The organism is Pseudarthrobacter sp. 1G09 (genome assembly GCF_050038305.1).
Lineage (GTDB): Bacteria > Actinomycetota > Actinomycetes > Actinomycetales > Micrococcaceae > Arthrobacter > Arthrobacter equi.
This window is the reverse complement of record NZ_CP188306.1, coordinates 1,909,455-1,928,796: the sequence shown is the minus strand read 5'-3', so window position 1 is coordinate 1,928,796 and position 19,342 is coordinate 1,909,455. Positions and strand designations below refer to the sequence as shown.

Here is a 19,342-nt window from a genome sequence, read left to right as displayed (position 1 = left end):
ATGTTCTGGGCCTCATACCTGCTGGCGGTCCTGGCGATCTTACTGGCGTGGCCGGTACCCATCCTGCTGTCGCGCGCGCAGTGGCCCGCGCGGTCGCCGTTTACGGCCATGCTGCTCTGGCAGGCCATCGCCCTGGCAGGTGGCCTGTCGATGATCGGTGCCATGCTGGTGTACGGCCTGGAGCCCATCGGGGACAACCTGATCGCAGGGCTCCGGTCGCTGGCCGGCATGGTGCTTTTCAACGCCCCCACCACGGCCCTGGGGTTCTGGCACATCTTCGCACTGTCTGCAGCAGCCTTGCTGACGGCCCACCTTGTCTTCACACTGCTGCTGACCTACTACCGGATTCAGCGGCAGCGGCGGCGCCACCGCGAGCTGCTGGCCCTGCTGGCGTCCCCGTCAGGCCAGGACACCGCCACGCTGGTCATCAGCCATGATTCCCCGGTGGCCTATTGCCTGCCCGGCGGAGCACGGTCTGTCACCGTCCTGTCCGACGGCCTCATGGCGGCCCTTGAGCCCGAAGAGCTCCAGGCCGTCCTGACCCACGAGAACGCCCACCTGAGCCAGCGGCACCACCTGCTGCTGTGGGCGTTCGCTGCGTGGCGCCAGGCCCTCCCTTGGCTGCCCACCACGCGTTTGGCGCAAGAATCTGTGAGCTCACTGATCGAGATGCTGGCCGACGATGTTGCCCTTCGAACGGCCAGCAAAGCCACGCTTATCAAGGCCATCGCCATCGTGGCCAGCGGTTCGCCTGCCGGAACGAACGGGCACGGCGGCGGCCAGGCCGCTCCCGGTATGGCGTTGTCCGGCCTTGAAGCTGCCGCCGGAACCGGCGGCTCCGACTCCTCCCGCACCACGGCGTCCCGGGTCAGCCGCCTGCTCTCGCCACAACCCGAACTGCCGCGGGCCACCCGGAGCCTGGTCCTCACTGTGTGCGTGCTGTTGCTGGCGCTCCCCACCGCCCTGCTGGTGGTGCCCGGCCTGCTGGGCTGAACCTCCCGCCGTCGCGCTTTCCAAGCGGATGCTGCGCCGCGCGGAGACCGGTGGGTGCGCCGTCAGCCCGGCCCAGCACCCGGCATCAGGCGTCGATGCGCTCCCGGTCCAGGCTTGCGGCGCCGGCGATGATGAAGTCCTTGCGCGGAGACACGTCAGAGCCCATCAGCAGGTCAAAGGTCTTCTCGGCCTCTTCCAGTTCGGCGATCCCCACTTTGCGGAGCATCCGGTGCCGGGGGTCCATGGTGGTCTCGGCCAGCTGCTCCGCGTCCATTTCGCCCAGGCCCTTGTACCGCTGGATGGGTTCCTTGTACCGCTTGCCTTCCTTGGCCAGCCTGGCCAGCAGCACGTGCAGCTCGGCCTCGGAGTAGGTGTAGATCATCTCGTTGGCCTTCTGGCCGGCGTTGATCACCTCCACCCGGTGCAGCGGCGGGACGGCAGCGAACACCCTTCCCTTCTCGATCATCGGGCGCATGTAGCGGAAGAAGAGCGTCAGCAGCAGCGTGCGGATATGGGCGCCGTCCACGTCGGCATCCGTCATCAGGATGACCTTGCCGTAACGGGCCGCACTGATATCAAAGCTGCGGCCGGACCCTGCGCCCACCACCTGGATGAGGGCCGCGCATTCGGCGTTGGAGAGCATGTCCCCCACGGAGGCCTTCTGCACATTGAGGATCTTGCCGCGGATAGGCAGCAGTGCCTGGAAATCGGAGGACCGTGCCAGCTTGGCAGTCCCCAGCGCCGAGTCACCTTCCACGATGAAGAGTTCGGAACGTTCGACGTCGTCCGTCCGGCAGTCTGCGAGCTTGGTGGGCATCGAGGAGGTCTCCAGCGCGTTCTTCCGCCGCTGGGTCTCCTTATGCACGCGGGCCGAGATGCGCGACTTCATCTCGCTGACGATCTTCTCGAGCAACAGGGCCGACTGCGCCTTGTCGTTGCGGTTGGCGGAGCTCAGTTTGGCAACGATCTCCCGTTCCACCACCTTGGCCACAATGGCACGGACGGCGGAGGTGCCAAGGATTTCCTTGGTCTGGCCTTCGAACTGCGGCTCGGCAAGGCGGACGGTCAGGACTGCCGTCAGGCCGGCAAAAATGTCGTCCTTTTCGATCTTGTCGTTGCCGGCCTTAAGCTTGCGGGCGTTGGTTTCCACGGCTTTGCGGAAGGTCTTCACGAGCGCCTGCTCGAAACCGGACTGGTGCGTTCCGCCCTTCGGCGTGGAGATGATGTTGACGAAGCTGCGGACTGTGCTGTCGTAGCCGATGCCCCACCGGATGGCCACATCCACCTCGCAGTCCCGTTCCACTTCTGCCAGCTGGCTGTGGCCGCGCTCATCGAGGACGGGGACGGTTTCCTTGAACTTGCCCGATCCGTGCAGCCGCCAGACGTCGGTCACGGGCGGGTCTGCGGCCAGGAAGTCGACAAACTCGGAGATGCCGCCGTCATGATGGAACACCTCCTCGTGCGGGCCGGCCTCGCCCGGGGTTCCGGGGACCCGGCGTTCATCACGGACGGTCAGCTTCAGGCCCGGCACCAGGAAGGACGTCTGCCGTGCGCGGGCCGCCAGTTCGTCGTAGGAAAACTTTGCGTCCGGGGTGAAGATCTGGCGGTCCGCCCAGTAGCGGATGCGGGTGCCCGTGACGCCGCGCTTGGCCTTGCCGACGATGTCGAGCACCGAGTCGTCAACGAACGGGGTGAACGCAGCCGCAGGATCGATCTTGCTGCCAACATCCTTGAACCGGCCGGGCTCGCCCCTGCGGAAGGACATCCGGTAGGTCTTCCCGCCCCGGTCAACTTCCACGTCCAGCCGGGATGACAGCGCGTTGACCACCGAGGCGCCCACGCCGTGCAGGCCGCCGGACGCCGTGTAGGAGCCGCCGCCGAACTTGCCGCCGGCGTGCAGCTTGGTAAAGACCACTTCGACGCCGGTGAGTCCCGTCTTGGGTTCCTTGTCGATGGGGATGCCGCGGCCGTCGTCGTGGATCTCCACGGAGTTGTCCGCATGCAGGATGATGCGGATGTCGTGGCCAAAGCCGGCCAGGGCCTCATCCACGGAGTTGTCGATGATTTCCCAAAGGCAGTGCATCAGGCCGCGCGAGTCGGTTGAGCCGATATACATGCCCGGGCGCTTGCGGACGGCCTCCAGGCCTTCCAGGACTGACAGATGCCGGGCGGTGTACTCAGAGCTTGGTGCCACTGGTGATGAACTCCTTCAGGGACGGAACAGCAGGCGCATAAAGCGCTCCCTCTAGGGTAGTCGGCCCCGGCCCGGAGCTGCGGTTGCCACTCTTTGCGGCCCGTGTGGACCCGACCACTCAGCCGCCGCGTACCAGGCAGGGGCCAATCTTGACCGAAGCTTGCGGATACGCGGTCAGCGAACTTGGTCCATCCTTGCGATGGTTTGGATACGAATACTGGTTATATAGACATACAGATCTACTAAGGAGGCCGATTATGACAACAGCAGTGGCAGACCGCACACTCAACGCACTCGACCGGTGCGACCGTTGCGGAGCTCAAGCGTATGTCCGGGTTGTACTCGAGTCCTCCGGCGGTGAGCTGCTGTTCTGCGGCCACCATGCCCGTGCCGTCGAAGCGACGCTCAAGCCCCTGAGCTCGGACTGGCACGATGAGACGGCCAAGCTTCACCAGAAGGAAGCCGTGGAAATCGACTAGGGACAGCACAATGTCCAAAGGGTGGGACCCCTCCGAACGGAGGGGTCCCACCCTTTTGTTTTAACGTTGCTGCGATGCAGGTTCCGGCTCGGCCGAACCGGGCCTGTTCTGCTGAACGGGTTCGATTCAACCGAATGAGGCCGGGAACGGCAGTGGGCCGGTCCGGACCCCTGCTGGAGGGATCCGGACCGGCCCGCTGACCTGCCTTGCTGCCGGAGCCCGGCGGCGCGTGATGCCTAGTCGAGGTAGTCGCGCAGCACCTGGGAGCGTGACGGGTGGCGCAGCTTGGACATGGTCTTCGATTCGATCTGGCGAATCCGCTCGCGCGTGACTCCGTAGACCTTGCCGATTTCGTCTAAAGTCTTCGGCTGTCCGTCGGTCAGGCCGAAGCGCATGGCCACGACGCCCGCTTCGCGCTCGGACAGCGTGTCCAAAACGGAGTGCAGCTGCTCCTGCAGCAGCGTGAAACTCACGGCGTCAGCGGGAACCACGGCTTCGGAGTCCTCGATGAGGTCACCGAACTCGGAGTCACCGTCTTCACCCAGCGGGGTGTGGAGGGAGATGGGTTCGCGGCCGTACTTCTGGACCTCGACAACCTTTTCAGGAGTCATGTCGAGTTCCAGAGCCAGTTCCTCGGGCGTGGGTTCGCGGCCCAGGTCCTGCAGCATCTGGCGCTGGACGCGGGCCAGCTTGTTGATGACTTCCACCATGTGCACCGGGATACGGATGGTGCGGGCCTGGTCGGCCATGGCGCGGGTGATGGCCTGGCGGATCCACCATGTGGCGTACGTGGAGAACTTGAAGCCCTTGGTGTAGTCGAACTTCTCCACGGCACGGATCAGGCCCAGGTTGCCTTCCTGGATCAGGTCCAGGAAAAGCATGCCGCGGCCGGTGTAACGTTTGGCCAGTGAGACCACCAGGCGGAGGTTGGCCTCCAGCAGGTGGTTCTTGGCGCGCTTGCCGTCGTGGATGATGAATTCAAGTTCGCGCTTGTACTTCGGCTCCATGGAACCGTCGTCAGCGGCGATCTTCTCTTCAGCGAACAGGCCGGCTTCGATCCGCAGCGCAAGGTCCACTTCCTGCTCAGCGTTGAGCAGTGCCACCTTGCCGATCTGCTTCAGGTAGTCCTTGACGGGGTCGGCCGTGGCTCCGGCCGACATGACCTGCTGGACAGGGGCGTCGTCGTCGTCGGCGTCAGAGTAGACAAAGCCCTTGCCGCTGCCTACGGCACCCTTGGCAGTGGTGGCTTCGGTCTCTTCAGCAGCCTCGGCGCCTTCCAGGAGGCTCTCATCGAGTTCCTCCTCAGCGTCCTCAGCCTCGTCAGCGTCGTCGGCAGCAGCCTTGTTGGCAGCCTCCGCGGCCGCCTTGGCGCCGGGCTTGGGCCCGCGCTTCTTGGGCTCGGGCTTGCCGTCCGCACCGGAGGAAGCCTTATTGGCTGCCCGCGTAGCGGCCCGCTTGGCGTTGGTCGCAGCCTGCTTCTCCTCAGCGGACACGTTGTCCTGGGCGGCGGGGTCCTTCTTCGTGGAAGACGGGGTCACAGAAAACCTTTCTTGCGGTGGTCTGTGGAATCGCCATACGGGCAACACCACTATGACCCTGTCAAGTCCGTGATGGAAATCAAGCGCCACCACGGCCGGCAGAGTCTAATAGGACAACTACCGGAGCGGCCGTATTGTTCCCCGAAGGGCAATACTGCTGGTGCTCGATACACGGACCCAACCGGGTCTCGGCATCCATTGTCTCATGTTTCGCCGCATCGGACCTCCCCGGTCCCCCACTGGCTGCTTCCGGACGTGCCGCCTCTATCCGCGGCCTTCACTCACGCAGCGGCTCCGGGACCGAACTTCTGCCAGGCGGATTCCTTCCTGGCCGCCCAACCGCAAATGGATCCACGGCCCACCAGCTCCAGGATCAGTTCCGCAAGCCGGTACCCGGGCTCGGCGCTCAGTGCGTCGCTCAGGTGCCGGGCGGCATAGGAACCGCGGCCACGGCACCATGAGATCCAGCCGCGGCCCGTCAGCGCCGCTGCGGCCGCCTGGCCGCCCAACGCGGCCAGCTCCGCCAGGATGCGGTCCAACCCGTCCATGCCCGCCCAGTCCGGGACTTCGGGCGCCATGCCCATCAGGACCGCCCCGTAGTTCGGCACTTCCCCGTCGACTGACTCCGGCGCTGTACGGTGCGCCGCGAGAAGCCGTTCAATCCCCCAGCACCCCCCGGCTGGACGTTGCCCATTTGCGTCGCCAGGCATGCCGGCGTCATCGCCCGGTACCCACAGCGGGCTGATCGCTTCCAGCTGGACGGCGTCGTCGAAGAGGCAGAGTCCTTCAACGCCGGCCTCGGCCGCGTTCCTCCCTGCTGCGCTCAGCACCAGCACAGCGTCGCGCCAATGCGGGACCAGGAGGGAGGCGGACAGGAAGCCGTCGCGGTCCACATCCGGTACCCAGGGCAGCCCGGCAGGCCGGGCGAGCAGGTCCTCCCACACATCCAGGACCAGCCGGAACTGTGCCAGGCTGCGGCGCCGCGGCGACAGCCCGCATTCCCACTCCTCCTCAGCCTCCATGGCGGCGGCGCGGTGCATGGCGGGAACGGGCCGGGCAGCAGTCTCCTGCCGTTCGGGCGCCGGTCCCACGCTGCTTCCGCGGTACACCATTTCCGCGTTGAGTGCGCTGTCGCGGATTTCCTGGACGGGGCGTCCTGGAGCAGGGCAGCAGTCGGTGTCCAGGCAGTACGCGTCCCGCCAGTAGTCCGTGCCGACGTACCAGGCGTCCCGGACCGGCATGCCGGCCTGGTCCAGCACGGGCGCGAGACCGGCCAACAGCGGGCCATAAGTGCCTGCCGCCAGGTGCGTGTCGCTGGTGAAGACGGCCAGCAGCGTGCCGTCAGCACTCGTGTCAGCATCAAGGTAGCCGCGTACCGCCTGCAGATAGTGCTCCGGCGCGGCATCCCCTTCAGGTGCCGGCAGGTCGAGCCGAAGCGTGGCACCAAGCTGCCTGCCGTGCATGGTCATGGCCACGAGGCTGTCGGAAGGCCAGTAGCCCAGCGAATGCGCAATGAAACCGAGGATGTCCGCGGGTCCGGTGACGGTGAGTCGATCGGGAGCTGTCATGGCTCCACGATCCGCTGCGCGGCCGTCGCCGGAAAGGTGCGGGCCTGCCTAAGTGGACAAGTCCGTCCCGGTGTCATCCGCAGGCGGCGGCGTCCACCAACAAACACCCGGGAAGCCACCGCACAATGGCAGCGGATACCGGTTGTGGAGGACTGGTCAGTCGCCCGAGGGGGTGTTCTGGTTGCGCCGCGCCAGGTTCTCGCGGCGCTGCCTGGCAAGGGCAGTCCGCAACGGCGGAACCACCACTCCCTGCTCAGCCATCCGGCGCCGGACCTTCCGCCGGCAACCAATCACTGCGGCCGCGCCGAACCCGAGGAGGAAGAACTGCAGGCTGAGGGCGATGCGGAAGGGATCGAGACCATAGAGGACGCCGTTGGAGAATCCACTGGCGTACAGGAGGTCCAGCACGAGGCCGATCAGGAAGATGGCCGTCAGCGCAGCGATAAAGCCGCCAACGTTCACGATTCCCGTGGCGGTTCCGATGCGGTGGGCGGGGTTGAAGGTCCGGGCGAAGTCGAAGCCGATCATGGACCCCGGGCCGCCGATGGCAAGCGCCACTACCAGGATGGCCAGCAGCCAGAGCGGGGCACGGCCCGGGATGAGCAGGACCGCAGCCCAGGCGGCCGCCGTCACCGCGGCGATGAGCAGGACCATCGTGGAGCGCCGCAACGGGTGCCGGGAGACGAAACGGCCAATGAACGGACCCACCGCCATCGCCGCAGCCACGTACAGCGCCATAAGGGACGCAACAGTGCCGGCGTCCAGGCCCTGTCCGGAAATCAGGAACGGGTAGCCCCACGTCATGGCAAACACGGTTCCGCTGAACTGGATGGTGAAGTGGCTCCACATTCCCAACCGGGTGCCGGGCTGGCGCCACGCGCGGGCCAGGGACACGCCCGTCGCCTTCAGCCCCTGCTGCGAGGTGGGCCGTTCGACGCCGGGCGGAACGTCCTGCAGCAGGACCACCACCAGCACCACGGCGACACCGGACATGCCGGCGAGCATCAGGAACGCGGGCGTCCACCCGGACGAGTGCAGGACGAAGGCGAAGGGGATCACGCTGATGAGCTGGCCCAGCTGGCCGGACATGCCGGTCAGCTGGGTGACGAGGGGAACCCTGGCGGGCGCGAACCACAGCGGGATCAGCCGGATCACGGAAATAAAGGTCATCGCATCACCGGCGCCCACCAGAACGCGGCCCAGGACACCGCCGGGAATGCTGTCGGCAAAGGCGAGCTGAAACTGGCCCAGACCCATCAGGACGGCACCACCGGCGATCATGGCCCGTGAACCGAACCGGTCCACCAGGAGCCCCACGGGGATCTGCAAGGCCGCGTAGACCAGCAGCTGCAGGACAGTGAAGAACGAGATTGCCGATGCGCTGGCATGGAACCGCTCGGTGGCCTCGAGCCCCACCACGCCGAAGGACGTGCGCTGGGACACGGCCACCAGGTACCCGAAAACACCGACGGTCCAAATCAGCCAGGCGCGGGGTGCAGTCACGTCTTCATTATGCCCGCACGCCGCAGGCCCCACCGCAGCACGCGCCGCCGGCTACTGCCCGGGGTTCTCCCGGGCGAGGTAGGCCTCGACGGCGGCACCCAGCACATCGGCGTCGGGAAGCTCGTCGTTCTCGTCGGCGAGCAGGGACCGGCGGACGATGCCGTCGGACTTTTCGTCGTAACGGGTTTCCAGCCGTGAGACCACCTGCTGGACCTCGTCCGAGGCCTCGATCTGCTCGGCAATCTGGCGGCTCACGTCGCGGCCCGATTCGCGCAGCCGGTCCGTGGGCAGCATGAGGGACATAGCAGCACCCAGGTACTCCAGGCCCGCCACTGCGGCGGTGGGGTATTCGGCTTCAGCCAGATAGTGCGGCACGTGGATGACGTAGCCGGCGACGTTGCGGTTCGCCTCAACGAGGCGCAGCTCCAGGATGTGGCCGACGGCGGCGGGAACCTCCACCGTTGGCTTCCACACGGAGATGCCCTCGATGAGCTCGGGCCGGTTTCCGTGCACGGTCACACCTACCGGGCGGGTGTGCGGCACCGGCATGGGAATCGAATGGATCCACGTGACCAGGTTGACGTCCAGCTTCTCCACGATGCCCACCACGGCACGGGCGAAGCGCTCCCACTGAAGGTCGGGCTCGAACCCGGCCAGCAGCAGGAACGGCTTCCCCAGCCCGTCAACCAGCCGGTAAAGCGCCAGCCGCGGCTCCTGGTAATCCTGGATATGGTCTTCAACAAAGCTCACGTGGGGCCTGCGGGACCGGTAGTCAATCAGCTGGTCGGCGTCGAAGACGGCGACGGGCTGGGCATCAAGGGAGTCCAGCAGTTCGGCATTGATCTGCTTCACCACGTGGCCAGCGTCCGCGAAGCCGGTAAACCCCATCACCAGATTCAGGCCGCGAAGCTCAGGGCTGTGGAACAGCTCGATGTTGCTCGCATAGAGAGCGTCGGGGTCCAGCAGGGAGCCGGAGATCCTTTCAAGCACGCCATGGTCCTTTCACGGGTTGGGGTGGTCATTAGTCCTAACGCATCCGGCGGACCGGACATTCCGCCCCACCGTGTGGTGCACATCTCAGGAAATTATCCCGGCGCGCCGGCGAAGGGCTACGATCGGAACTGGCCTGCCAGCCGGGCCTGCTTTCGCCCGGGCCGCGTCCGGAACGGCCGCCTCCGGGCCACCATGGCGGGAGCCGAACATGCATCCCCGCCCGAATCTTTTCGAGAATTGAGGACTCATCCCTGTGGTCAAGAATACTGAAATCAACCTTAGTACCGTCTCCCGGGACCTGAAGAAGAACCCCAGCGACGCCGTGGTCATCGGGGTGGGGCAGGGAACTGACGGGCCGGTCCTGCTGGACAACCCACTGACGGCAAAATCGGCTGAAGCCCTCGGCGACTCCCTCAAGGCGCTGGGCATCACCGGCGCAGCAGACCAGGTGGTCCGGCTGCCCGGCCTGCCGGAAACCGGTGCGGGCGTCCTGGTGCTGGCGGGCGTGGGCAAGGTGCAGGCCGGAAAGCCGCTTGCCGCAGAATCGCTCCGCCGCGCCGCCGGTTCCGCGGTCCGCCAACTGGCCGGGCTGGCAACGGTGGCGCTGGCGTTCCCGACGGCGTCAGTCGCCGACGTCGAGGCCGTCGCCGAGGGTGCGGCGCTGGGCGCGTACTCCTTCACCGAGTTCCGGTCCTCCAAGGACGGGCTCAAGGAACCGGTACGGAACGCACTGATTTTCACCGATGTGGTGGAGCAGAGGGAACTCGGCACCGCACTGAAGCGCGCAGGCCTGGTAGCCAAGGCTGTCAACGCCACGCGTTCGCTGGTCAACACCCCGCCCAGCCACCTGTACCCGGAATCGTTTGCCGAGGCAGCGAAGGACCTGGCCAAGGGCCTGCCCGTCAAGGTGACGGTCTGGGACGAAAAGCGCCTGGAAAAGGAAGGCTTCGGCGGCATCATGGGAGTCGGCAAGGGCTCCACGCGCCAGCCGCGCCTGGTCAAGGTGGAGTACTCCCCCGCCAAGGCCGCTTCCAGCATCGCGCTCGTGGGCAAGGGCATCACGTTCGACACCGGCGGCATCTCCATCAAGCCGGCCCTCGGCATGGGCGACATGAAGAGCGACATGGCCGGCGCCGCCGTCGTCCTTAACACTGTCCTGGCCCTCGCCGGACTGGGCCTGCCGGTCAAGGCCACCGCGTGGCTCTGCATCGCCGAGAACATGCCGTCGGGTGCCGCGTCCCGTCCCGCCGATGTCCTGACGATGTTCGGAGGCAAGACCGTGGAGGTGCTTAACACGGACGCCGAAGGCCGCCTGGTCATGGCCGACGGAATCGTGGCAGCCAGCCGCGAATACCCGGACGCCATCATTGACGTCGCAACCCTCACGGGTGCGCAGCTCATCGCCCTGGGCAACCGGACCGCAGGCGTCATGGGCTCGGACAGCGTCACCGGAGCCCTCAAGTCTGCTGCGGACCGCGCCGGCGAACTCGTATGGCCCATGCCGCTCCCCGAGGAACTGCGCCCCACCCTGGATTCCCAGGTGGCGGACCTGGCCAACATCGGCGAACGCCACGGCGGCATGATGACCGCTGCCGTGTTCCTGCGCGAATTCGTGGGCCAGGACAAACAGGGCGAACAGATCCCGTGGGCGCACATCGACATCGCCGGCCCGTCCTTCAACAACGGCAGCCCGTACGGCTACACGCACAAGCAGGGCACCGGCTGCACGGTCCGTACCCTCGTTGCCTACGTGGAGGACATCCTGGCCGCAGCCTGACTCCGCGCCGCGGCAACGGTGCACGCGGCCCTGCGGTACGGGTGATCCCTGTGCCACAGGGCCGCGTGACACTGGACACAAGCGCTCCACAAACACTGCGCCAGGGTGGAGCATGGATGGGTGGTTCGCTAAGGTGAACCACGGTAGTCACAAATGCAAGAGAACTGACCTGCTGACATAATCACGGCAGTGCAATTCCAAGACCAGATGATGCGCGCAGAACGCGTCATCGTTCACGCGAGGGAGCGTTTAAGTGGCCGATCAGGCAACTGCGCAAGAATTCGACATCCTGGTACTCGGTGGCGGCAGCGGCGGGTACGCTGCGGCGCTCCGGGCAGTACAGCTCGGCCTCACCGTCGGCCTCGTGGAGAAAGCCAAGCTGGGCGGCACATGCCTCCACAACGGCTGCATCCCCACCAAGGCCCTGCTCCACTCTGCCGAACTGGCCGACCACGCCCGCGAGTCCGCCAAGTACGGCGTGAACGTCACCCTTGACAGCATCGACATGACCGCCGTCAACGCGTACAAGGACGGCATCATCGCCGGCAAGTACAAGGGCCTCCAGGGCCTCATCAAGTCCAAGGGCATCACCGTCATCGAAGGTGAAGGCAAGCTCCAGGGCACCGACACCGTCGTGGTCAACGGCACCGCCTACAAGGGCAAGAACATCATCCTGGCCACGGGTTCCTACTCCCGCACCCTGCCCGGCCTGGAAATCGGAGGCAAAGTCATCACCTCCGACCAGGCCCTCACCATGGACTCCATCCCCAAGAGCGCCATCATCCTGGGCGGCGGCGTCATCGGCGTCGAATTCGCCTCGGTCTGGAAGTCCTTCGGCGTGGACGTCACCATCGTGGAAGGCCTGCCGTCCCTGGTCCCCAACGAGGACGCCACCATCATCAAGAACTTTGAGCGCGCCTTCAAGAAGCGCGGCATCAAGTTCTCCACCGGCGTGTTCTTCCAGGGCGTCGAGCAGAACGCCGACGGCGTCAAGGTCACCCTGGTGGACGGCAAGACGTTCGAAGCCGACCTTCTCCTGGTCGCCGTGGGCCGCGGACCCGTTACCGCCAACCTTGGCTACGAGGACGCAGGCATCACCATCGACCGCGGCTTCGTCATCACGAACGAGCGCCTGCACACCGGCGTCGGCAACATCTACGCCGTGGGCGACATCGTCCCCGGCGTCCAGCTGGCCCACCGCGGCTACCAGCAGGGCATCTTCGTGGCTGAGGAAATCGCAGGCCTGAAGCCCGTGATCGTAGAGGACATCAACATCCCCAAGGTCACCTACTCCGAGCCCGAGATCGCCACCGTTGGCTATACCGAGAAGGCTGCCAAGGAAAAGTTCGGCGACGACCAGGTCCAGACCCAGGAATACAATCTGGCCGGCAACGGCAAGAGCTCCATCCTGGGAACCTCCGGCCTGGTGAAGCTGGTCCGCCAGAAGGACGGCCCCGTGGTGGGCGTCCACATGATCGGTGCCCGCATGGGCGAGCAGGTTGGCGAAGCCCAGCTGATCGTGAACTGGGAAGCGTACCCGGAGGATGTGGCCCAGCTGCTGCACGCACACCCCACGCAGAACGAATCCCTCGGCGAGGCCCACCTGGCTCTGGCCGGCAAGCCTCTTCACGGCTGATTCCCCACAGCATTACCGAGCCCGGTGCACCCGGTCCCGCAGACCGGGTGCACTAGGCTTCCAACAAGGCAGCAATCATTCGCACTAAAGATCAATAAGGAGAACGGGGACGACATGTCTGAATCCGTTAACTTGCCCGCCCTCGGTGAGAGTGTCACCGAAGGAACCGTCACCCGCTGGCTGAAACAGGTAGGTGACCGGGTAGAGGTGGACGAGCCGCTGCTCGAAGTCTCCACCGACAAAGTCGACACCGAAATCCCCTCTCCTGTCGCTGGCGTGATTGAGGAAATCCTGGTCGCCGAGGACGAGACCGCAGAGGTCGGCGCACCGCTGGTCCGCATCGGTGATGGCTCCGGCGGCGGTTCCGCACCCGCAGAAGAAGCCCCCGCCGCTGCACCGGCAGAAGAGGCACCCGCGGCTGAACCCGCCCAGGAAGCTCCCGCCGCACCCGCAGACGAAGCACCGGCCGCTCCCGCCGCCGAAGCGCCTGCTGCCGGTGGCGAAAGCCACGATGTCACCCTCCCTGCCCTGGGCGAGAGCGTGACCGAAGGCACCGTCACCCGCTGGCTGAAGGCCGTGGGCGACACCGTTGAGGTCGACGAGCCGCTGCTCGAGGTTTCCACGGACAAGGTTGACACCGAGATCCCGTCCCCCGTTGCGGGCACCCTGCAGGAAATCCGCGTGAACGAGGACGAGACCGCAGAAGTCGGTTCAGTCCTTGCCGTCATCGGTTCGGGCGCTGCGGCGGCACCTGCTGAAGCACCCAAGGCCGCCCCCGCACCGGAGGCCCCGAAAGCTGAAGCCCCCAAGGCGGAAGCACCCAAGGCCGCCCCCGCACCGGAAGCACCCAAGCAGGCGCCCAAGGCTGCCCCGGCCCCCGAAGCTCCGAAGGCTGAAACCTCCGCAGCAGCAGGCTCCGAGTCCGGCTACGTCACTCCCCTGGTCCGCAAGCTGGCCAACCAGCACGGCGTGGACATCTCATCGCTGTCCGGCACCGGCGTCGGCGGCCGCATCCGCAAGCAGGATGTCATTGCCGCCGCCGAGGCGCAGGCCGCACCGGCAGCAGCGCCCGCTGCAGCACCGGCCGCATCAGCACCGGCAGCCGGCAACGGCCAGGTTTCTTCGCTCCGCGGCACCACCCAGAAGGCTCCGCGCATCCGCCAGGTCATCGCCCGCCGCATGCGCGAATCCCTCGAGGTCTCCACGCAGCTGACGCAGGTCCACGAAGTGGACATGACCAAGGTTGCCAAGCTCCGCCTCAAGGCCAAGAACTCGTTCCAGGCCCAGAACGGCACCAAGCTGACCTTCCTGCCGTTTATTGCCAAGGCCGTGGCCGAGGCCCTCAAGCAGCACCCCAAGCTCAACGCTGCGTACGACGAGGACAAGCAGGAAATCACCTATCACAACGCCGAACACCTGGCGATCGCCGTCGACACCGACAAGGGCCTGCTGGTTCCGGTCATCTCTGACGCCGGCAACCTGAACCTGGCCGGCCTCGCCGGCAAGATCGCCGACGTTGCTTCAAGGACCCGCGACGGCAAGATCGGCCCGGACGAACTGTCCGGCGGCACGTTCAGCATCACCAACATCGGTTCGGTGGGCGCCCTGTTCGACACCCCGATCATCAACCAGCCGCAGGTTGGCATCCTGGGCACCGGTGCCATCGTCAAGCGCCCCGTAGTGGTCGCTGACGAAAACGGTGACGACTCGATCGCCATCCGCTCCATGATGTACCTGTCGCTGACGTACGACCACCGCCTGGTGGACGGCGCTGACGCCGGCCGGTTCCTCCAGACCCTGAAGGCACGCCTCGAAGAGGGCGCCTTCGAAGCGGACCTGGGCCTCTAACCCCAGGACGCAGTCCGCGGCGGCTGTCCGGCATCCGGTGGTGATCCACTGGAAGTCCGGCCGGCCGCTGCGGCATTTAAGCGCCACTGCGCCAGGGACGCGCTGCGGAGGGCACGCACGCGACGGTTACTACAGAGCGTAGAAGAATCTGGATAGACTGATGCCATGAACATCGTTTACAACGTCATGGTCTTCCTGCACATCGTCGGCGCCGCCATGATCGTCGGCATCTGGATCGGGCAGATGAAGAAGCCCACCGTCCACCCGCGCCAGTTCGATGGTGCTGCCCTGCAGCTCCTCACCGGTGTGGCGATGATGGGCCTGATCCCCGCCCTGGACATGGACGCCAACTACGCCAAGCTGGGCATCAAGCTCGTCATTGCACTGGTGGTTGCCGTCCTGGCCTTCATCGGCAGCCGCAAATTCAAGAAGGGCGAACCGGTCTCCATCGGCCTCGCCCACAGCGTGGGCGGCCTGGCACTGCTAAACGTCGCCATCGCGACGCTCTGGCGGTAGCTGCCCCACCCCTCCGCCTGCCTCTGACGACGGCGGCGCTCCCCTGTGCGGGAGCGCCGCCGTCGTACGTTGTCCGGGGCCGGTCACAATCCACTCTCAGCGGACAACCTGTGCACCGGTGCTGCCGACTCCCTAGGATGGGGAACGGCGGGCTGCGGCGGATGCCGGCGCCCGGATCGAATCAACGTTGAGGAGTGACATGGCTACAACACGCAACGCGCACACGGTATGGACGGGCAGCCTGACCGAGGGCTCCGGCAACACCACCCTGGACAGCTCAGGCCTGGGCACGTTCGATGTCACCTGGAAGGCCCGCACCGAAGCGGCCGAGGGCAAGACGAGCCCCGAGGAACTCATCGCAGCGGCACATTCGGCATGTTTCTCGATGGCCTTCAGCCACGAACTCAGCCAGGCCGGTTTCACCCCGGAGGAAGTCAACACCAAGGCGGAGGTGGGCTTCCAGCCGGGCACCGGCATCACCGGCAGCCACCTGACCCTGAATGCCCGCATCCCCGGCATTTCCGAGGAAGATTTCCAGCGCATCGCCGAGGCAGCCAAGAAGGGCTGCCCGGTTTCGCAGGCGCTGGCGGGCATTGAGATCAGCCTGGACGCCACGCTCGCTTCCTGACCCATCTAACGCCAAAGGCCCTGTTCCTGCCGGTTCGTCCGGCAGGAACAGGGCTTTTTTGCGTGTCCGTCTGCAGGCAGCAGCCCGCCTGGCTAGGCCTTGGCCTGGCTGCGCGCCGGGAGCGGCGCGGGACGCAGCCGGCGGTAGCCCTCACGGAGCGGAGGACGGTCCGTGGGCAGTTCCTGGACCATTTCCTTGAGCGCGCCGATGCCGTATTCCAGCTGCGGATCGCGGCCGGCGGCGTAGGCATGCGGCGGGAAGGTTACTTCGATGTCCGGGTCCACGCCGTAGTTCTCCACGCCCCAGCCCACGCCGCCGCCGAACCAGGTGGCGTAGCGCGGCTGGGTCACTCCCGTTCCGTCAGCCAGGGCGAAGCGGTTGTCGATGCCCACCACGCCGCCCCAGGTGCGCGTTCCGATGACCGGGCCGATTCCCCGCAGCTTGGACACCTGGGTGATGATGTCGCCGTCGGAGCCGGCGAATTCGTCTGCGAGGATGATTACCGGTCCCCTCGGTGCGTGGTGGGGGTACGTGCGCGGCTTTTCCCCGCGCGGCATGCTCCAGCCGGTCACCTTGCGGCCAATCAGTTCAGCCACCAGCTGCGACGTGTGTCCGCCGCGGTTGCGCCGCACATCCACGATCAGCCCGTCCAGCGCGGTCTCGGTATCCAGGTCCCGATGCAGCTGGGCCCAGCCGTTGGCCATCATGTCCGGGATGTGCAGGTAGCCGAAGGCGCCGGCTGAGGCTTCCCGGACGGTGCGGCGGTTCGACGCCACCCATTCCTGGTACCGCAGCCGCTCCTCGTCCTTGACGGGCACGACGGCGACGCGGCGCTGGGTGCCCGCGGCATCACCGTGCCCGGCGCCGTTCAGCAGGGTCAGCTCGACGGCGCGGCCCGCCGCCCCGACCAGCTGCATGGCGGGCGTGACCGATTCAGCCAGCGGCACGCCGTCGATGGCCAGCAGGATGTCGCCGGCTTTCGCGTCGACCCCGGGCCGGTTCAATGGCGAGGTGGCCAGCGGATCCGAGGACTCGCCGGCGAGGATCCGGGTGATTTCCCAGCCCGACGCCGTGTGGGCCAGATCGGCTCCCAGCCGGCCCTGCCCGTGGCTCCCGTTCTCTGTCACGGCTGCGGGGCGTACGTAGGCATGCGACGTGCCCAGTTCGCCGTGCAGCTCCCAGAGCAGGTCAACGAGGTCGTCGTGCGAGCCCAGCCGGTCCACCAGGGGACGGTACCGGTTGCGCATGGAGTCCCAGTCCTGGCCGGCCATGTCTTCGGCCCAGAAGAAGTCCCGCTGCAGGCGCCAGGCCTCGTCGAAGGCCTGCCCCCAGACGCTGACGGGGTCCATCATCACGCGGATGCGCCCCAGGTCCACCTTGACCAGCTTGCCGGATTCCTCGTCCGCCTTGGCGTCGGACGGAACTACTGTGACCTGTTTGTCGGCAAGGACCACAGCCTTGGTCCGGTCGCCGGAGAGCCGGTAGCTGTCCAGGGACTCCACGAGGGTCTCCTGCTTGCGGCGGCCGAGGTCGTACCGCACCAGGCGGGGACGGGTGTCCTTGTCCTCCTGGCTTGCCTTGCCGTCGCCGGTGACGCCGGAGAGGGCAGCGTCAAGCCACAGGAGCGCGCCCTTGGTTGCCGAGAGGCCCGTGTAATTGCCCTGCGGAACCGGAACGCCGATGACCCGGTGGGCCAGGCCTTCGGGATCCACGCGGACCGCAGGCGGCCCGTCCTGTGCCTCCACTTCAGCGGCATCGGGCCCGGCGGCGCCCGCGCCAGCTGCCCCGGGTGCCACGTCCGGTCCGAACGGCGACGGCGTACCGGCGGCGAGGGCAACAAGGTAGGGCTTGATGGGGCTTGGAAAGGACAGGTCGAAGGAGTGGCCGTCGTAGACCGGGTCGAAGCTGCGGTTGGAGAGGAAGGCCAGGTACTTTCCGTCCGGGGTGAACGCCGGCGATCTGTCGCAGAACCGTCCGTCGGTGACCTCCACAGGGTCGGAGCCCGGGGCCGCGATGTTGGCGGCCCGCAGCCGGCTGCGGGAGCCGAAGGAGGTGACAGGCTCGGACCAGACCAGCCAGGCGGAGTCGCCGGACCAGGCGAGGTCGGAAATGGTTCCCTCCCCGATGCTGGCCACCAGGGTCAGTTCGCCCGAGGCAGCGTCGGCGAGGTACACGTCGCCGAACGACGTGCCCAGGGCGAGCCACCGTCCGTCAGGGCTCGCCTCGAGGGCACTGGCCCGCGACGGCGTCGGAACGGCAATCTGTGCGGCAGCGGGAGCCACGGCAGGTGCGGTAGGTTCACCGGTGCCCTCCTCCGGGGCCCCATCCGGCTGCTGATCGTCGCTGCCACCGGCGCGGGAGCTGCTCAGGACAACAGGGGAAGGCTGCGCAGATCCGGCCAGCACAGCAGCGCCGGCAGCCGGCACGGGCTGGGGCAAGGCCACGGCATCCGCCCGCCCTGAGGCTGAACCGGTGTCTGCTTCCACGGGATTGGCTGCCTCCGCTGTGTCGCCGGCGGGCGGCGTTGCCGGCGCGGTTCCTGCGGGGACGGCCGGGTGGTCGATGGCTGCCACGATGTCCCTGATATGCAGGGCCTCGACGCCGCCGTGGTCAGCAATGTAGGCGATGCGGCCGTCGCCGAGCGGCCTTGGAAGGCGGCCGCGCACGCCGGGTGTCGCCTCGATGACGCGCGACGGTCCGTCCTTGTGGCGGAGCCAGTGGATGGTGCCGTGCGCCTCCACCGCGCTGGCTGAACCGGTGGCATCCGGCACTGTGGCGCCCAGGTGCTTTGACGTCTTCAGGAGGGCGGGGCGGCGGGACTGCGAGGCGGAACCGAGGGTGATGTCAAGGCGGACAGCCTCGGACGCGAGGTCCTTCAGTACCCACAGTTCACCGGCGGATTCGAAGATAACCCGGGTACCGTCCGTGGCGGCGTGGCGGACGTAGAAGTCCTCATGGTCGGTGTGCCGGCGCAGGTCCTTTCCGTTCGGAAGGACTGAATAGAGGTTGCCGTAGCCCTCGTGGTCGGAAAGGAATGCCACCCGGCCGTCCACCCACAGGGGGTCGGCAAAGTTTCCTTCCAGGTCCGGCAGAAGCCGTTCGAATTCGCCGTTGCCGTCAGTATCGATCCACAGCTTCCCTGCTGTGCCGCCGCGGTACCTCTTCCACCACGCAGGTTCGCGGGACAGCACGCTGGCCACCACGACCGGGCGCTCATCGCCCACTTCCGGACCGAAGGCCACCGACTCCACGGGGCCAAACGGCAGTTCCTCCGCCCAGCCGCCTTCAAGCGGCACGCTGTACGCGTGGGTGTGGCGGCTTTCGGCCTGCCGGAACGCGCTGGTCACCACGACGGCGCCGCCAGCGGTAAAGCCCTTGACCCGGGTGGTGCTGTGGCCGAAGTAGGTCAGCTGCCGGTAACCGCCGCCGTCGACGTCCGCCGAGACCACTTCCGGCGCCGTTCCCTGGACCACCGTCCACACCAGCTTTTTGCCGTCCGGGGTGAAGCGCGGGTTGCGGGCGGGCAACTGGAGCGAGGAGACACGCCACGCTCGGCCCCCGCCCAGTGGCGCAATCCAGACGTCATCCTCGGCCACGAAGGTGACCAGATCGCCGTGCAGATGCGGAAAACGGAAGTAGCTCGAAGACGTCATCGTTCGATCATAGTCA

13 protein-coding genes are annotated in these 19,342 nt (G+C 66.7%); 7 read left to right on the top strand and 6 right to left on the bottom strand.

Translation table 11 applies throughout. The features are described from left to right. Positions 1-993 (top strand): M56 family metallopeptidase, encoded by a 993-nt coding sequence (locus ACP3TD_RS08865; RefSeq protein WP_426766852.1) that lies wholly within the window; start codon positions 1-3, stop codon positions 991-993. A gap of 85 nt (positions 994-1,078) precedes the next feature. On the opposite strand, the gene ACP3TD_RS08860 is transcribed toward ACP3TD_RS08865, so the two are convergent. Beyond that, on the bottom strand, positions 1,079-3,187 hold the full coding sequence (locus ACP3TD_RS08860; protein WP_426766850.1) for a DNA gyrase/topoisomerase IV subunit B: 2,109 nt from the start codon (positions 3,185-3,187) through the stop codon (positions 1,079-1,081). A gap of 257 nt (positions 3,188-3,444) precedes the next feature. Here ACP3TD_RS08860 and ACP3TD_RS08855 point away from each other — a divergent pair, with 257 nt between their 5' ends. Then, on the top strand, positions 3,445-3,666 hold the full coding sequence (locus tag ACP3TD_RS08855; protein WP_015936820.1) for a DUF7455 domain-containing protein: 222 nt from the start codon (positions 3,445-3,447) through the stop codon (positions 3,664-3,666). Positions 3,667-3,902: 236 nt separating this feature from the next. On the opposite strand, the gene ACP3TD_RS08850 is transcribed toward ACP3TD_RS08855, so the two are convergent. The 4 genes from ACP3TD_RS08850 to ACP3TD_RS08835 all read right to left on the bottom strand — a co-directional run bounded on the left by ACP3TD_RS08850 (position 3,903) and on the right by ACP3TD_RS08835 (position 9,265). Continuing rightward, entirely contained in the window at positions 3,903-5,204 is a 1,302-nt protein-coding gene (locus tag ACP3TD_RS08850; RefSeq protein ID WP_426766849.1) for an RNA polymerase sigma factor, read from the bottom strand. Between the two features lie 281 nt (positions 5,205-5,485). Then, a complete protein-coding gene (locus tag ACP3TD_RS08845; protein WP_426766847.1) occupies positions 5,486-6,772 on the bottom strand; it encodes a DUF4192 domain-containing protein in 1,287 nt (428 codons plus the stop codon). A 156-nt stretch (positions 6,773-6,928) separates the two neighbouring features. After that, on the bottom strand, positions 6,929-8,275 hold the full coding sequence (locus ACP3TD_RS08840) for an MFS transporter (RefSeq protein WP_426766846.1): 1,347 nt from the start codon (positions 8,273-8,275) through the stop codon (positions 6,929-6,931). Between the two features lie 51 nt (positions 8,276-8,326). After that, entirely contained in the window at positions 8,327-9,265 is a 939-nt protein-coding gene (locus ACP3TD_RS08835; RefSeq protein ID WP_426766844.1) for a proteasome assembly chaperone family protein, read from the bottom strand. Between the two features lie 256 nt (positions 9,266-9,521). On the opposite strand from ACP3TD_RS08835, the gene ACP3TD_RS08830 reads away from it, so the two are divergent. The 5 genes from ACP3TD_RS08830 (at position 9,522) to ACP3TD_RS08810 (ending at position 15,673) form a co-directional block, all read left to right on the top strand. After that, positions 9,522-11,045 carry a leucyl aminopeptidase gene (locus ACP3TD_RS08830; RefSeq protein ID WP_426766842.1) on the top strand — a complete coding sequence of 508 codons (1,524 nt, stop codon included), beginning with the start codon at positions 9,522-9,524 and terminating at the stop codon, positions 11,043-11,045. Positions 11,046-11,298: 253 nt separating this feature from the next. Next, entirely contained in the window at positions 11,299-12,681 is a 1,383-nt protein-coding gene (gene lpdA, locus ACP3TD_RS08825; RefSeq protein ID WP_426766841.1) for a dihydrolipoyl dehydrogenase, read from the top strand. Between the two features lie 114 nt (positions 12,682-12,795). After that, positions 12,796-14,529 (top strand): 2-oxoglutarate dehydrogenase, E2 component, dihydrolipoamide succinyltransferase, encoded by a 1,734-nt coding sequence (gene sucB, locus ACP3TD_RS08820; RefSeq protein ID WP_426766839.1) that lies wholly within the window; start codon positions 12,796-12,798, stop codon positions 14,527-14,529. Between the two features lie 165 nt (positions 14,530-14,694). Beyond that, positions 14,695-15,045, top strand: a complete 351-nt coding sequence (locus ACP3TD_RS08815) for a hypothetical protein (protein WP_015936812.1) — start codon at positions 14,695-14,697, stop codon at positions 15,043-15,045. Positions 15,046-15,244: 199 nt separating this feature from the next. Then, a complete protein-coding gene (locus ACP3TD_RS08810) occupies positions 15,245-15,673 on the top strand; it encodes an OsmC family protein (protein ID WP_015936811.1) in 429 nt (142 codons plus the stop codon). A gap of 92 nt (positions 15,674-15,765) precedes the next feature. On the opposite strand, the gene ACP3TD_RS08805 is transcribed toward ACP3TD_RS08810, so the two are convergent. Beyond that, positions 15,766-19,326 (bottom strand): S41 family peptidase, encoded by a 3,561-nt coding sequence (locus tag ACP3TD_RS08805; protein ID WP_426766837.1) that lies wholly within the window; start codon positions 19,324-19,326, stop codon positions 15,766-15,768. Positions 19,327-19,342 lie beyond the last annotated feature (16 nt).

Bases quoted from the DNA above. Each gene is read 5' to 3' on its own strand.
- ACP3TD_RS08815 (WP_015936812.1), top strand. From the start codon at position 14,695: ATGAACATCGTTTACAACGTCATGGTCTTCCTGCACATCGTCGGCGCC.
- sucB (WP_426766839.1), top strand. From the start codon at position 12,796: ATGTCTGAATCCGTTAACTTGCCCGCCCTCGGTGAGAGTGTCACCGAA.
- ACP3TD_RS08805 (WP_426766837.1), bottom strand. From the start codon at position 19,326: ATGACGTCTTCGAGCTACTTCCGTTTTCCGCATCTGCACGGCGATCTG.
- ACP3TD_RS08855 (WP_015936820.1), top strand. From the start codon at position 3,445: ATGACAACAGCAGTGGCAGACCGCACACTCAACGCACTCGACCGGTGC.
- ACP3TD_RS08810 (WP_015936811.1), top strand. From the start codon at position 15,245: ATGGCTACAACACGCAACGCGCACACGGTATGGACGGGCAGCCTGACC.
- ACP3TD_RS08865 (WP_426766852.1), top strand. From the start codon at position 1: ATGTTCTGGGCCTCATACCTGCTGGCGGTCCTGGCGATCTTACTGGCG.
- ACP3TD_RS08845 (WP_426766847.1), bottom strand. From the start codon at position 6,772: ATGACAGCTCCCGATCGACTCACCGTCACCGGACCCGCGGACATCCTC.